Source organism: Paenibacillus taichungensis (assembly GCF_050994985.1).
Taxonomy (GTDB): Bacteria; Bacillota; Bacilli; order Paenibacillales; family Paenibacillaceae; genus Paenibacillus; species Paenibacillus taichungensis.
The window spans coordinates 4,313,031-4,326,720 of sequence record NZ_CP194720.1 but is presented as its reverse complement, the minus strand read 5'-3'; the positions used below and the strand labels follow the sequence as shown (position 1 = coordinate 4,326,720).

The window sequence follows — 13,690 nt, the reverse complement described above, 5'->3', positions numbered from 1 at the left end:
GCTTCGAAGTAATGGACATCAAATAACATTACACGCTATGGACTTTCGTCCTGGGTCTGGCAAGAGACAACACCCAGCATACGTTGGATCGTGAACACAGGAATGTTATCTGGAACATTCTGATGAGTGATAATTGATAAAATATTAAATACATAATCTCCAGTGAAAATAGTTAATTAAATCTTTAGCAAAAGACTGTATTTAGGTGAGAACATACTAGAAAGATAAAAGTTATGTTGCTTCACTAGGATGAAATAATAATTAATTTATAGCAGGGATGCGGGAATTTTGAGAATATTTTTGAAGTCAATCTACTTATTATCTGCTGTAGGAGTCGGCGTTGGATGTTTTTATTCATTCATATTTTTTATTTTTAACATTGGCGGTGGTTTTATTAGTAATGATAATAAGCCTGCCGCTTTCGGGGTTGCTGCTTTGGCGATAGTAGGAACAATCGTTTTTTTACTGCTTGGCAGACTCATTTACAATTCCAACTCCTATATTGGCCCAAGTATTGTAATCATAGTTGTTACTGCTATTCTGACTTTGCCAGTTGTGGATGTGGCTGATAATGTGATTGATACTTATCAAACAAACCGCGCGAAGCCTTATGTGGAAAGTTATATGAATAACTTAAAAACAGGTTTTGTTGATAAAATAGCACCATTAGAATTTGATTATAACGAAAGCAAGACTGAAACTCTTCGTTACTGGAGTAATAATGGACATGATATTTGGATTAAATTAAGAAAGAAAAATGAAACACTGACATCAGAGGATTTAAATAACGTAATTAATGCCTTACCTTCAGCTAAGTATAAAGTAAGAGTATTCATATATTATAAGAGCTTTAAAGAGTATCCAAACGATCAGTATTCTATTGATTTTACGGTTCGAAATAGCCCAACTGTTCCACCATATTGTAATTCAGATGACTTTGAACATAATCTATGTGATTTTGTAATAGGAAAATAAATCTAAAGGAGTTCCTGAATTGAAGAATCAAAAGCATGCAATGAGTTTAATATTTCTTTTAATAATATTAGCCCTAAGTGGTTGTAGTTCAAACAGTATGAAGGCGGATGAAATTGTTGAGGACGGGTTAATAATAAACTCGATTTCAATTGGACTGGGAGGGAGTGAAGAAGATGCAGGTATAACAGTCGTAACATATAATTTCAATCTATGGAATAGAACCAATAAATCAATAATGCTAAAAACAGTTGAGCCAATCATAAGTAAGGATATTCAGAATCAATTAATCGATAGAGACATTAAATTAAACATAAATGAGAAAATTGATGGTAATAGTTCGGAAGCAGTGGCGGGTACTTTTAGATTAGATACAAAAGGGCTTGATAAAGAAGGAATAATTAAGTTAAACATTAATGTTAAAGAATTTAATATAGCAATTGAACAAGTCATAGGAATGAATGAAGTGAATGAAGTAAATAACTAATTTCAGATAACTCCAAGAAAACATATCTAACAAAGAGGTGTATCTTTATGGAAAGAAAAAAAGAGGAAAACAATCAGATGGGTGTAATTCCAGAGCACCATAGCCCTGTACGACATATCCTTAATGAAGCAAACGGACTACACAACAATCAATTTATAGATAGTTTTAAGAAAGCTGCAGATACTCCAGATGCATATGTAATTATGGAAGGTGATGATGGAGGACAAATCTACTTGTCTTGCCCTATGAAACTAGTCAATTGCAGTGAGGAGACATTACATACTCTATTAAAAGATTTAGATACCATTGCATGGGACTGTAATGAGGGAGAAGGCCAAGGACTATTTTACGAAAAACTCTTTCCTGGTGATGGGATTAGTGGAGGTATGGGGGGAGGAGATGTTGAGGAAGGACTATGGATTCATGAAGAATTTATTGATTTACAATTATATGATGAAATTCATGAAGTCATATTAGGCAATAAAGAAAGAATAACAAAGTAATAAAATGAATGAATCAAAAGGCCCATCAACATCGGATAACAAAGTGTTCATGTGGATGGGCAAACTGTTGTAGTACTGCATACAGAGAAAAAGGAATATGTGAGGTTAGCTATGGGCGTAAGAAAAAAATATAAACGTAAAATCGTTCGATCCAATCGATTATTTTATTGGTATGTTGAACCGGATATTGACGATGAAGGAATAATCAAATTACATATCGTTTCTGAGGATAAGAAGTTAATCGTTACTTATGAAGTGGGACAACACAGTATTAAGAACAAGAGTCCATTTATAGTCATCATCGGAGAAGAATTCGAAGGCTGGACGTTAGAATATATAGGATACAGAAGAGTACTAATACCGAAATGGAGCGATGAGATCATCACGCCAAAATTGATAGGTGAAATCATTGATTGGTGCCTCTTGAAAGATAAAGAAATAAACATCGTTAATTGGAAAGGTGAATATCTTCGGCCTCTCTCATGAATTGAGTGTAATTGCAGTTAAAAAAATTTAGATTCATGTGGACTCTTTTGAAAACGTATACGTGAAAACAAGAGTACGTAATTACATTTAATATAAAAGGAGAGAAGCTAATGCAAATGAATCGTGGATATCACACTTTTAACAAAGTAATCGCTTGTGTTCTTTCATACATATTCATCATTACGGCAGTAGCGGTGCCTGCTCACGCTGAAGAAAAACAGGTTGAGGCTACACCATCCAGGATTCCTTTATCCGAGCTAGAGAAAACGATTGATGCTTATGTTGCCTCGTATGAGAAGTATACGGCTGCCGTTTCGGTTGTGGCGATCAAAGATGGCGAAACCATTATGAATAAGGCATATGGTTATGCAGATATTGAGAATCAGCGAAAGGCGGATACATCGACGGTTTTTGAGTGGGCCTCCATCTCTAAACTGTTGGTCTATACGAGTGTGATGCAGCTTGTCGAACAAGGAAAGCTCGATTTGGAGACGGATATCCAAGAATATCTGCCAGAGGGATTTTTCAAAAATCTCAAATACGATGAACCGATTACCCTAATGAACCTGATGCATCACAATGCGGGTTGGGAAGATCAGACAGTGACCGAAGTGTATTATTACGAAGAGAATAAAAATTATGATTTGGGAGAAACATTGCGTGAAAATGAGCCGAAACAGATATATAAGCCGAATAGCGTCGTTGGTTATTCAAACTATAGCGTTGGATTAGCCGGTTACATCGTGGAATTGGTAAGTGGGCAACCTTATTATGAATATGTTAATCAACATATTTTTGAACCTCTTCATATGAACGACACTACGGTTCATCCAACGGGGCAAGATCGTCCAGACCTTGTGCAAAGAAGGAATGAGGTTAAAGGGTATACGAAAGATTTGAAACGGATCCCTAAGAACAGAGTATACGTAACGTTCTATCCTACAGGGGCAGCCATGGGGACAGCAAAAGATTTAGGAAAATTCCTTGCAGCGCTGATGCCTGTTGATGATAGCCATGTATTATTTGCAAAGAGGGATACGTTAGACGAAATGTTGTCAACAAGTCTATATTATGACGAGACTTCGATTCCTCGGTTTGCGCATGGATTCGTTGAGATGGAATACTGGGCACCAACACTATTGCACGAGGGGAATTTAAAAGGATTTTCAAGTAAAGTTGTCTTTGATCCAGAATCCAAATTTGGAATGGTGGTCATGACAAACATTGCGTTTGAGGAAATCTATTATTATGGACTTATTAGCAAAATCTTCGGTAATAGTACATACGTTAATTCAGTCACTTCTGAAGGAGGATATTTTCAATCCGCACGACGGCCAGCCGCTAGATTTACTGATTTATTCAGGCAGCTTGATATAACCAAATTTTCAAAAGCTGAGTTAAGTAGTCTGTATAATGTGGTTGAGCATAATGGCGTTGTTGAGAAAATTTCCTATACTCCTTACATGGATTACTTGCCTGTATCTAATTTGAAGGTGAACTTGATTGTAATATCTTTTATTCCTGTTGCGCTAGCCATCCTTTTCAGTTTAATTGTGTTGATCGGCTATTTAATCCGGATGCTTCTTTACAAACGAAATAAACGGGGAAATCCTCTAAACCATTTTGATAAATATCATCTTGCAATTAATGTTGCAGGTGCGATACTTCCTCTTAACCTTTTAATCATACACACGAGACTTCCAAGTTATCCCGCTCATTCTTCGCTACGGATCAATTTATTGTTTAACCTACTTTATGTGGTTCTAGCAGTGGCGTATCTTGGCTTGCTTATTTACAAACTGAGGAAGAGCAGTTACAGCAAAAAGCAAAAGGTGATGTACATCATGTCTGGCATCTCAGCGTTCATCTTGGCTGCTTTTATTGTGGGTTGGCATTTGTATGTTTAGAAGGGCAGAAGCTAAATGGATAACTTAAGCATATTGATAGATGCCATGGTTAGACTTCGTAATTCCGATCTTAGGTTGCGAGATGCCAAAGGATAGATCAGAGATAAAGGAGGCCACAGAATGGAAACTAAAATGCTGTTTGGTGTGGGGTTAGTCTTTGATACACCGGAATTCGGAACCATCGTTATGGGGGCCAATGAAGAATTGGATGAACTACTTCCGCCAATAATTAAAGAGATGATCAGTGATCGGATTATCATTAAAAAAACGAATGGGGAAGAGCAAGTATTTGAAGTTGTTTCTACTCAAATTAACCATTCTATAGCCGGAAAAAAGAATATTGGAATATGTTTGGGAAAAGGGATCTCCCCAGACGAAATACCTGCGGGTTCAATCGTCTACTGTAATTCATCAGGACGAATTGATCAGTAGTGCAGGTTCGGGTAAACATGCTATATGAAAGCATCGGAAGGTCATTTGATTCCCTATGAGATGAAGAAAGACCTTCCTTTTTTTTCTTTTTCAATGTCACGTAGAAGGTTCCAACAACATCCAATAAAGCTTCCTCCTTTGATAAATGATGAAAACAAAGACGACATGAGGTTATTCCTAGAGTATTAAAGAATAATTCATCAGGATTTATAACACTACATAGTGATAAGAATTCCGAACAACTCAGGCTGAACGAACAACTGACTGACCCGCTTTACGGGGAATTCAGTAAAAAGGTAATTAAAAAAGCCCTTTAGAGGGGCTTAGAGGGGCTGCTTGAAATAAAGCGCGGTCGGCAGACTTTCATTTCGCCTTTACCAAGCGATAGTTAATAAAACTCTTATGGGGCTGATGAAAGCTATACGCCATGGGGCTAGGAACATTAATTTATATTGTACTTCTCCATTACTGAGTCACGAAATAATTCGTATTCTGATAACTCTTGAGAAGTGAAAGATTGAGACAACTTACTTTGATTAGTCTGTTCTAGGCTGAACTTCCCTAAGTTATCATTAATTAGTCCATAATCTCCAAAAGTGTTCTTCATTAAGAAAATCACACTGTTATCACCCTTCTGTAATTCAACATAATGATCAGCTGTATATTTGACATCACCATCAAGACTGACTGGTTCAATGATTGTTAACTCTTTTTGATCTGAAGGGAAATCTTCTGGCTTTTTCAATATCTTTTCAATTTTTATATTGGTATTCGTGTGGAATGATTGCATTGTTCCATCATCGAAAGCAGTTACCACATGTTCTCTATCTATAAATTCATCTGTAGCATATCCAATGACAACCAATTCAGCAAATTCATCTAGTTTATTAATTTCATTAAATGTTATTGAATTCGCAGAAAGATTCACAACTTTATTGATTTGTGGATCTGTTTCCGAATCTTCATTTAAATATGCAATTGAACCAACAAAGATAATCAATAATAACAATACAGGGATTACTATATATTTCTTTTTTGATAAAGACATGATCTCACCCTCTCAGTTATATTTCAATTTCCCCATTTAAGTCTAATCTCTTGGATATCATATGTTGTGGGTCCTATGTCTTGAATTCCAGATTTCATTACAGAGCTAGAACCAGAGTCTGGTGTGTGATCTAATCCTAATGCATGGCCATATTCGTGAGTAGCGTTAGAAATGATCTGTGAAGTTGTCATGTTAAATCTGTACATATTGTTATGAAAAAGTCTTATATTGCTGAAGCTCCACGTTTCACTGCCAGTTGCAATAACATAACCGCCTGAATTTGATAATTTATATCCCTCCTGCAAACCAATCCATGTTGGATGAGCAGTTGTACCTACATAATACTTGTCTGGCGTTCCGGTTGAGGAGAGAACTCTAGTCAAATTAACTTTTGTTGATGTATCATTCCATTTGAAACGAGCTTCATCTATTGCTGACACATAACCGTACGATGAAACAGAATCAGAGTACCATACATTATACGTAGCACTTGTTCTACCACCTGAAAATCTAACAGCGTCAGCATCTGATTGAAGCAGACCGAGACTTAAAGGAAGAATGGCGAGACTTAGAATAATAATTTTTTTAAACGTTTTAGATGTTCTCATCAATAATGGCACCTTCCTATAGTAGTGAATGTGTCCCAAAATTGTATGTATAGATTGTATATCCTCCTTTTATATAATTATTCCAATTTAGGGATCTAATATATTGTAACTATATATGGAAGCGGATTCAATGTTAGAAATTAAAAAAAATATAAGTGTGATTCTCCCCTACACTATTATGACTATCCAGAAGTTTACGAACCAGTTTGATTGAGATGAAGTGCAGATTATCCTGGAGTTGTGGTTTGAGAGCGAAAGATCTACAGCAATGGAAAGCTAGTAGAGGAAAATCGAATGGACCTAAGAACCGTTAGAGAACGTATTAAAGTTAAGAGGATACAGCCGCAAAAAGGGAGTTGCTCAATTACTCAAATCCGTTACCAACCCTAAACATAAAGCAATTCAGTTCCTGACCTATTCTTCCGGGCTTCGTGTAGGTGAAGTTGTGCGTCTGCGTTGTAGCGATCTCGATAATGAAAGGCAGACACTTATTGTGAGACAGGGAAAGGGTCAAAAGGATCGGAGAACGCTTCTTTCAAGCCTCGCCTGGGATATGGTGCAGAAATACATAGATGAATACAGACCCAATCGTTGGCTATTTCCGGGCCAATCTTCTGATCGACATCTTACTGAGCGGAGCGTACAGAAGGTTTTTGAAGAAGCTAGACAACGCGCAGGAATTATGAAAAAGGTAAGTATTCATGCGCTGAGACACTCCTTCGCTGGAAAACGGGACAGATCTACGAGAAATTAGGAGCTACTCGGTCATACGAGTGCACGAACAACTCAGGACATTTTACCTAATATCGAAGGAGGAAGATTAAAAGATAAAGATATTAAGGATTTCTTTGAACAATTAAAAATGTATTTGACATTTTCTTGGGAACTCAACTCAAGTGTATACTATCTTACTGTACGAGTTTTAGAAGACATTGGTGGTTTAGATGTTCCTAAGTACAGTAAACTATCGCAAATGATCTATTCCGAATTGCAAGAGAAAAGGGTTGTTGAGACGGAGTCTAGTGAGAGGCAGGTCACCATTCTTGATTCTAAAGGAAAACCAATAACACATGATTATTCCGTGCTTGACAAGGGGGGGAAGGCACAGGAAACAAACATATCCGACCAGTTGCTAAAGTTTATTTCAGGTATAAATTGGATGTCATTTAGGACAGCATATTATACTTTGGCAGCAAAGGATCTAAATGTTGATCTTATACTTCACCCTATTAGACAGGGCTTTCAACTGAATCTACTTCAAAATTACATGTATATGATAGTTCGTTACACTCAAGGTTGATATCAGAACTCAATAAAAATGCACAAGAAACTGTATCAAAGATAAATAGATTGACAGATCCGATAATTATGAACAATCCTCTTCCACTGTTTACTGCTTGGATTGCTGATAAAGCAGGTCCGAAAGGTGATTTCATTAATGTGGCGTATGAATTACACAATGATAAACATATTCTAGAAGCTAGAAGTAAACTAAATACACTTGAAGAGTTTATTCGAGCAGGAGAGAGTAAAAAGTACTCTGTGACAGTTAATCAATTGGTACTCGATATAAATAAACAAATGAAGAGATTATGTGAGAAATATAAAATAGAAACTTCACAAGGTATACCATTTTCAAACATTATTTCAGTCTACAATTACGCTGCTCCGATGCATGGGATACCAGCATTACCCAAAATATCTGGAAGCATAAAGGGATTGGATTTTATTAAAGATATGGTACCCAAGAAAGGCTTTGCTGGGTTGTACAGGCGGATAGTTAATGACTTAACAGTAGTTGAACGTTTAGGGAAATATCACGATATTATAGCCTCTAATGTAGTTTTTGCGAAAAATGCAGGATATTACAATGCTAAAACTGATCAATCATCATATCAAAAAGCAAGAACATATTGGAAATTACCATTGTAAGATTATTCGAGAAGACATTAACCTTAGATAACACCGCATTCATGCTTCGGTCGCTATCGCTCCCTCGGTCCGCTGAGGGCATTTCGGAGGAGCTGATTCAGCGGACAACACCTTCGAGGCTAAGACTTCGACCCGGTCTGCACTATCTTTTTGGGAATCTCATTCCATAAAGAAAATGGTATACCAATACCTTAAGAAATGAAGTGGATTTTCCAGTTCTTGATGATTTGTTTTGGCGGACATGGTTAAGTTCTCGTAAGAGGTAATTTTCATATAAACTACATTAATTTGAAGTTTTATCATCCAAATAGAAACATTTTCTCTATGTATCGCGTCTAAACTTACAAATAAGCTTAATTTTAGGAGGATTACAAATGTTCAAGAAAATATCTCTTACAATGTTGGCAGCTTCTATGCTTGTCCTGCCTAACTTCAGCTCATCTAGCTTTGCTGCTGATATACCAATCACTATAGACAGTGGTATTTTAAAAAACAATCGAGTACTCATCCCGCTAAGAGCTGTTTCTGAAAACCTGGGGGCAGACGTGAAGTGGGATCAACAACAAAAAACCATTACCATTACTAAAGAAAATACAGAAATGGTTCTCACCATTAATTCAAATAAAGTAATGCTTAATCAATCGGAGATTCTATTGGATGTTCCAGCAGAACTAAATTACAATTCCACATATGTACCTGCTCGTTTTGTAAGTCAAACTTTAGGAGCAGACGTAAACTGGAATCAACAAGCGAGTCAGGCGACGATTACGTTAGATGGGAAGCAACTCCAAGTAACCATACAAAAACCACAAGTTCAAATTCCAAATGCAAAAAAAATCACGGATAAGCAAAGACAGGTATTCGTAAACAAATTAAATGAAGCAACGGATCTATCATCAATTAAGCAAATCCGAGCGACCTTCAGCCCATATTTTACGGATAAATTTATCAATGAAATCATTCGTAGCAAAGGGTTGAAATATGATTTTAAATTTACAACCGTTTATCAATCGGCCATCAGTTATACCAACACCAATACCGCCAAATTAAGCCAGTCTTCGGGTCCTGATTCTAAATATGCTCCTAATGAAACACTCTACAGAACAGCTAAGCTTGTATATACCAGTAAAGGCTGGAAAGTGGATGGGGTAGATTTCTCCTTGGTCAAAGAAGTATTGAATCCGTAACACTACTTAACAAGAATAAGACGGCTCCACATAGGAGCCGTCTTATTCTTGTTTGTTATTACTGTAGCGTTACTACAGGATTCAACGTAACTTCAAAAGCCCGTTTCCAGAGATAATCAGGATCTCCGTATGCAAGTGTTGAATTGGAATATCCTGCAAACGACCAAGTTCCTCCCGTAATTTGTCGTACATTATAAGAAGTTCCTGTACCGTTAATAAGGAAAGCACTTTTTCCGGAAAGTGTCGTTCGATGCGTTTGAATTCTGTTTCGCAATACACTTTGCAAATGTGAATAATCTGCAGGACTATTAAATAGAAGCATATTCTGATCAGCAATTGTATCAACATTAGTATATAGCGAATTCGCTCTAGAGTAGGTACGAATTTCGTCAATAGCAACCGTTTTGTAATAGTAGTCTTTTAAGAAACGTTTGAACAAGAGAGAACCGTGTGCATTTACTGCTGTGCTAAGCGCATTGAGATCTGTTTCAGTGACCAAATATGCATATCGTGCTTGTCCCATTCCTAAGGCTATACCGATCTTATTTCCTGGTGTATTCCAAGCACTGTAACCTAAGATACGTCCGGTGTGTTGACTACCCAACAGTCCTTCTGTGACCGTAGCGTTTGCTGAACCTCCTCCAACAAAATCAATTACCACGGTCGGAACGCGATTTGTACTATTAGCCACAATTCGATTGACGGCAGCTGTAACTTGAGCAGCATCTGTAACCCCAATGATTTCGACAGTTGGTGAACTGCTCACGGACTGACCGCCAACAATATCAATGTGACGAAGAATATTTTGGTGCACATCCATATATTCATACTGACTAGTAATTGTGGAACCATGAGGGCCGAAGTACTGAACTGTATACCTTGGCTTTACCCCATTAAGATATAGCTGATTTGCCATTCTGGCCATCAAGGCATGACCCAATCCATCCGCATCAGGGAGAATAATTGCTCGGTCCGGATTTTGGCCGTTTGTACCACCAAGCCAGGCATTAATACGACCCTCAACAAAATTAATCTCATTAATCTGCACCCCTTGGGTATTCGCATCATCAACTCCTACAGCTAGAAAATCAATATATCCTGCCTGTGCTAATTGCTCTAGAATGTAACGATTACTTTTAAATTTATGTTGTCTAGTGTTGTAGTACTGTTCTTTATTGAAGTTTGTAGTACTACCATATGAACCGGTAGGCGACATATTGTAACCTGCAATAATATCTGCAAACTGTGAAAAACTTCTTCTCGGCTGCAACATAAACGTACGTGATTCATTGTAAGCGGCAAAAGACAGTCCGCCTGCAAAGGCAGTTGTAGCTAGACGCATAATTGTATCTAACACATAGATTGGCTTACTCGGATAAGATTGTTTTACTAGTCGAATAACATCCAACAGATCCGTTGTGGCGCTATCGTAGGCCGGGTAAGCTCCCCCAGGACTCGTACGCAATCGTCTACTAGCAATGAGACCTCCGTAGGCAAGCATATCTGAAGATATAATAAACCCGTCGACAGAGGCAGCATTATTTAAGATAAACTGACGGATATTCGACGGATTTCCGTAAGTCGGCGAAGATGTCGAGACCAGTGTGGATCCAGAAGCTGTCTTTTGGGAATCCAGACGGTTTGTAATATCACTTAAATTTGGGGTAATTACGTTAATTCCTGCTGATCTACCTAGCACGATGACATCATCCAAATTCACTGGTCTGTCATCCAACGGTACATACAATACATTCTTCATATTCCTATTCTCCCTTAGTTTGATATAGGCTTAATAACAAGGGAAGAAAGAAATGAAAAGGATCTCTTCCCCAATCCCATCTCATTTCTATTTGTTTGTGCCTTCACTTATAAGGTAGTCTGTAGCCCTAAAATACAACCTGAAATATAAAAAAACATAAATTCGTTTTTTAACCGCCTTTTTTTAGACTTCTAAAAATGAGATTTGAGATATAATCAAAAAAAGAACATTTGTTCCTTTTTAAATCTTTGAGGAACATAATCACAATTTTAGGAGGGATCACAACTGGGAGAACAACAAACAATCTACCAACGTTACAAGGAAGAACTATATCGAATTGGATGGAGAGTACAGTATCGTGCTAAAAATATTAGAAAAAGGGAGCTTCCTATATATAATGATCAAATTTTAAATACTAATTTTACTAAGCATGCGGAAAATAAAATATTCGTGGAACAGATATTAAACGATCTTCCTGAATCAGGAAAATATGTGATGATTAAGTTATACATAGAAGGTTATTCAGAAAAAGAAGTTGCGAGTCAAATGAATATAAGTCAACAGGCGGTGGACAAATGGAAGAAAAAGATGCTCAAACATTTATCAGAGACAGTGAATTTGTAAGTATTTTAGGAGCAGCAAAGGACAAAGATGCTGAATCTATTCTTCTTCTCATTGATTTATTCAAAGAAGACATCAAACATATCAGTAGATATATCCGGTTACCCGAAGAGGAAGCTGCTTCAGAAATCATTTGTGAATTCCTTGAATTTGTTTTAGATCATTCTTAGTGGTAGATATAAAGTTTTGGTCAGGCAGATTTGCATTGCATCATCAGAAGAAAATCGTTCTACGATGAGTTACAGGAAAACGTTTTTTAACCATTCATTAAACTAATGGGGCAGGACAGTTAGTTAAACATAAAGAAGAGGACACATCCCATTTAAAGGGAGAGTCCAGTTCTTTTTTTTGTACATCTAATCCTAGAATGTCATGGTATCGCACGGAGCGATTTATTTTCTAATTTAGGCAAAAGGAACGTATCATATTTAGGTAAAAAGAATGTATCATAGTAATATTGAAATTCTCGACTAATTTCCTCCCTTAGGTCGTTTAAGGCAGTGAGGGTTCGTGAATACAAAAATGTTATAGGAAATCAGCAATACAAATTTTAAGTAGGGAAGGACTCATAACTTGAATGATTCCTATGAGACCATTTCAGAATAAGTTGACTTTTTAGCATATAGGTTTATATCTTTTTATGCTATACAATAAAATAAACATTCACAATATATGAGTTTATATTTAATTAAATATTTGCAATTCATTTCCTAAATTTTTTATGGGTATAGTAGTAACTCACAAGCTATACCCAACCCTTTTCTTCCCCAAGCAAATACCCCACAGAAACCTCCAAAGCCTTAGCAATCATCACCACTTCATAATCCTGAACAAGACGATATTGACCTTCTAGACGCGAAAGACTTGTCTGACTGATATCCAAACCCAATGTTTGCAGTCTGGCGAGGAACTCTCGTTGTTTGATGCCCTTACTTTTACGAATAGCTACGACTCGGGAGCCGATTATGTTTTTATCGCCAGGTGGTTCTTGTCTATGCTTCATTAATGTACACCTCTCATTTCAACCAAATTGTATGAGAAATAATAGTTGTTTTAATGCGGATATCGAATTAAAATAAAATAAACCGATATTCGCATTAAAAATGACTGCTCACGTCTAGTCTTAACAAGACATAGTGCAGTTTAGACCCATCAGAGAGGTGGATGTATGAGCCAGTTGCTTGACTTATTGGAAGAGGAACGGCGCAAACTTAATCAGCTAGGTGAGGCATCCTTGAAGCAAGCGATTCCGTTGTGGGACAATCCCGAGGTTCAGGAACAGAGCCGAAGGGTGGATGAACTGGTGGCACGAGTGAGTGAAATGAAGGCGAGACATCACCGAGTTGTACGATGATGAGCGAGGTACATAATGCTTTGGGGAGGGGAAGCAATGGATTTTCCGCCGTGGTTGCAACAAGCGATCCAGGCAAGGTTAGATGAAGTATCTGCCAGAATCGAGCATGACCCTGAATTGAGTCGTGTACGTGAGAAAAAGGACGAAGCGTTCGAAGGATTGTTTGCTGGCAAGGATATCGAGCAGACACCTGAATATATCGAGTGGGAAAATCGTTATATTGTCAGCAAAGGCATAGAAAATGAGCGGTTGTATATGCAGGGACTACGAGATGGCATTCAACTCACAGTATCCTTGCTGGGTCAGTCGATGCTAGAGGAGACCGATACAGAGGATTGATCCACTAAGGCGGACCCATAAGTCAGGGGGAAGCTACCTCGATCTTAACTTAAAA

Annotated in this window: 18 protein-coding genes; 14 read left to right on the top strand and 4 right to left on the bottom strand. The window is 37.4% G+C overall.

The features are described 5' to 3' along the window. The first annotated feature begins 300 nt into the window (after window positions 1–300). The 6 genes from ACR1R9_RS19450 to ACR1R9_RS19425 all read left to right on the top strand — a co-directional run bounded on the left by ACR1R9_RS19450 (window position 301) and on the right by ACR1R9_RS19425 (window position 4,787). Complete coding sequence (locus ACR1R9_RS19450; protein WP_326101724.1) at window positions 301–975, top strand: hypothetical protein; 675 nt, start codon at window positions 301–303, stop codon at window positions 973–975. Between the two features lie 19 nt (window positions 976–994). Further along, a complete protein-coding gene (locus tag ACR1R9_RS19445; protein WP_274570129.1) occupies window positions 995–1,459 on the top strand; it encodes a hypothetical protein in 465 nt (154 codons plus the stop codon). A 47-nt stretch (window positions 1,460–1,506) separates the two neighbouring features. Next, window positions 1,507–1,962, top strand: a complete 456-nt coding sequence (locus tag ACR1R9_RS19440; protein WP_090808350.1) for a hypothetical protein — start codon at window positions 1,507–1,509, stop codon at window positions 1,960–1,962. A 111-nt stretch (window positions 1,963–2,073) separates the two neighbouring features. Then, window positions 2,074–2,448: a hypothetical protein gene (locus tag ACR1R9_RS19435; RefSeq protein WP_433922954.1), complete on the top strand. Its 375-nt coding sequence runs from the start codon at window positions 2,074–2,076 to the stop codon at window positions 2,446–2,448. A 110-nt stretch (window positions 2,449–2,558) separates the two neighbouring features. Beyond that, on the top strand, window positions 2,559–4,355 hold the full coding sequence (locus ACR1R9_RS19430) for a serine hydrolase domain-containing protein (RefSeq protein WP_433922955.1): 1,797 nt from the start codon (window positions 2,559–2,561) through the stop codon (window positions 4,353–4,355). Between the two features lie 120 nt (window positions 4,356–4,475). Continuing rightward, window positions 4,476–4,787: a hypothetical protein gene (locus ACR1R9_RS19425; RefSeq protein ID WP_326065181.1), complete on the top strand. Its 312-nt coding sequence runs from the start codon at window positions 4,476–4,478 to the stop codon at window positions 4,785–4,787. Window positions 4,788–5,229: 442 nt separating this feature from the next. On the opposite strand, the gene ACR1R9_RS19420 is transcribed toward ACR1R9_RS19425, so the two are convergent. Together ACR1R9_RS19420 and ACR1R9_RS19415 are read right to left on the bottom strand one after the other, a co-directional pair. Next, window positions 5,230–5,835, bottom strand: a complete 606-nt coding sequence (locus ACR1R9_RS19420) for a hypothetical protein (protein WP_274570133.1) — start codon at window positions 5,833–5,835, stop codon at window positions 5,230–5,232. Window positions 5,836–5,858: 23 nt separating this feature from the next. Continuing rightward, on the bottom strand, window positions 5,859–6,443 hold the full coding sequence (locus ACR1R9_RS19415) for a matrixin family metalloprotease (protein WP_274570134.1): 585 nt from the start codon (window positions 6,441–6,443) through the stop codon (window positions 5,859–5,861). A gap of 400 nt (window positions 6,444–6,843) precedes the next feature. On the opposite strand from ACR1R9_RS19415, the gene ACR1R9_RS19410 reads away from it, so the two are divergent. The 4 genes from ACR1R9_RS19410 (at window position 6,844) to ACR1R9_RS19395 (ending at window position 9,562) form a co-directional block, all read left to right on the top strand. Continuing rightward, window positions 6,844–7,197, top strand: coding sequence for a tyrosine-type recombinase/integrase (locus ACR1R9_RS19410; protein WP_326101734.1), 354 nt, complete (start codon window positions 6,844–6,846; stop codon window positions 7,195–7,197). A gap of 114 nt (window positions 7,198–7,311) precedes the next feature. Then, entirely contained in the window at window positions 7,312–7,743 is a 432-nt protein-coding gene (locus ACR1R9_RS19405; protein WP_433922956.1) for a hypothetical protein, read from the top strand. After that, window positions 7,740–8,375, top strand: coding sequence for a hypothetical protein (locus tag ACR1R9_RS19400; RefSeq protein ID WP_433956385.1), 636 nt, complete (start codon window positions 7,740–7,742; stop codon window positions 8,373–8,375). The genes ACR1R9_RS19405 and ACR1R9_RS19400 overlap by 4 nt, the downstream gene beginning before the upstream one ends. 374 nt (window positions 8,376–8,749) lie before the next feature. Beyond that, complete coding sequence (locus ACR1R9_RS19395; RefSeq protein ID WP_274570136.1) at window positions 8,750–9,562, top strand: stalk domain-containing protein; 813 nt, start codon at window positions 8,750–8,752, stop codon at window positions 9,560–9,562. Between the two features lie 58 nt (window positions 9,563–9,620). Here ACR1R9_RS19395 and ACR1R9_RS19390 read toward each other — a convergent pair whose 3' ends face one another. Continuing rightward, on the bottom strand, window positions 9,621–11,321 hold the full coding sequence (locus ACR1R9_RS19390) for a DUF4127 family protein (protein ID WP_433922958.1): 1,701 nt from the start codon (window positions 11,319–11,321) through the stop codon (window positions 9,621–9,623). A 495-nt stretch (window positions 11,322–11,816) separates the two neighbouring features. Here ACR1R9_RS19390 and ACR1R9_RS19385 point away from each other — a divergent pair, with 495 nt between their 5' ends. After that, window positions 11,817–11,945 (top strand): helix-turn-helix domain-containing protein, encoded by a 129-nt coding sequence (locus ACR1R9_RS19385; protein ID WP_433923685.1) that lies wholly within the window; start codon window positions 11,817–11,819, stop codon window positions 11,943–11,945. Further along, a complete protein-coding gene (locus ACR1R9_RS19380) occupies window positions 11,897–12,112 on the top strand; it encodes a hypothetical protein (protein WP_274570139.1) in 216 nt (71 codons plus the stop codon). The genes ACR1R9_RS19385 and ACR1R9_RS19380 overlap by 49 nt, the downstream gene beginning before the upstream one ends. 575 nt (window positions 12,113–12,687) lie before the next feature. On the opposite strand, the gene ACR1R9_RS19375 is transcribed toward ACR1R9_RS19380, so the two are convergent. Continuing rightward, the gene (locus tag ACR1R9_RS19375) at window positions 12,688–12,945 is read right to left on the bottom strand and encodes a helix-turn-helix domain-containing protein (RefSeq protein WP_090894770.1); all 258 of its coding nucleotides are present in this window, start codon (window positions 12,943–12,945) and stop codon (window positions 12,688–12,690) included. A gap of 165 nt (window positions 12,946–13,110) precedes the next feature. On the opposite strand from ACR1R9_RS19375, the gene ACR1R9_RS19370 reads away from it, so the two are divergent. Together ACR1R9_RS19370 and ACR1R9_RS19365 are read left to right on the top strand one after the other, a co-directional pair. Then, window positions 13,111–13,296: an aspartyl-phosphate phosphatase Spo0E family protein gene (locus ACR1R9_RS19370; protein WP_274570141.1), complete on the top strand. Its 186-nt coding sequence runs from the start codon at window positions 13,111–13,113 to the stop codon at window positions 13,294–13,296. 36 nt (window positions 13,297–13,332) lie between these two features. Continuing rightward, the gene (locus ACR1R9_RS19365) at window positions 13,333–13,635 is read left to right on the top strand and encodes a hypothetical protein (protein ID WP_274570142.1); all 303 of its coding nucleotides are present in this window, start codon (window positions 13,333–13,335) and stop codon (window positions 13,633–13,635) included. The last annotated feature ends 55 nt before the right edge of the window (window positions 13,636–13,690 follow it).

Excerpts from the sequence above, each read along its gene's own strand:
- ACR1R9_RS19415 (WP_274570134.1), bottom strand. The coding sequence starts at position 6,443 with ATGAGAACATCTAAAACGTTTAAAAAAATTATTATTCTAAGTCTCGCC.
- ACR1R9_RS19365 (WP_274570142.1), top strand. The coding sequence starts at position 13,333 with ATGGATTTTCCGCCGTGGTTGCAACAAGCGATCCAGGCAAGGTTAGAT.
- ACR1R9_RS19375 (WP_090894770.1), bottom strand. The coding sequence starts at position 12,945 with ATGAAGCATAGACAAGAACCACCTGGCGATAAAAACATAATCGGCTCC.
- ACR1R9_RS19435 (WP_433922954.1), top strand. The coding sequence starts at position 2,074 with ATGGGCGTAAGAAAAAAATATAAACGTAAAATCGTTCGATCCAATCGA.
- ACR1R9_RS19390 (WP_433922958.1), bottom strand. The coding sequence starts at position 11,321 with ATGAAGAATGTATTGTATGTACCGTTGGATGACAGACCAGTGAATTTG.
- ACR1R9_RS19395 (WP_274570136.1), top strand. The coding sequence starts at position 8,750 with ATGTTCAAGAAAATATCTCTTACAATGTTGGCAGCTTCTATGCTTGTC.
- ACR1R9_RS19430 (WP_433922955.1), top strand. The coding sequence starts at position 2,559 with ATGCAAATGAATCGTGGATATCACACTTTTAACAAAGTAATCGCTTGT.
- ACR1R9_RS19420 (WP_274570133.1), bottom strand. The coding sequence starts at position 5,835 with ATGTCTTTATCAAAAAAGAAATATATAGTAATCCCTGTATTGTTATTA.
- ACR1R9_RS19425 (WP_326065181.1), top strand. The coding sequence starts at position 4,476 with ATGGAAACTAAAATGCTGTTTGGTGTGGGGTTAGTCTTTGATACACCG.
- ACR1R9_RS19440 (WP_090808350.1), top strand. The coding sequence starts at position 1,507 with ATGGAAAGAAAAAAAGAGGAAAACAATCAGATGGGTGTAATTCCAGAG.
- ACR1R9_RS19370 (WP_274570141.1), top strand. The coding sequence starts at position 13,111 with ATGAGCCAGTTGCTTGACTTATTGGAAGAGGAACGGCGCAAACTTAAT.
- ACR1R9_RS19385 (WP_433923685.1), top strand. The coding sequence starts at position 11,817 with ATGATTAAGTTATACATAGAAGGTTATTCAGAAAAAGAAGTTGCGAGT.
- ACR1R9_RS19380 (WP_274570139.1), top strand. The coding sequence starts at position 11,897 with ATGGAAGAAAAAGATGCTCAAACATTTATCAGAGACAGTGAATTTGTA.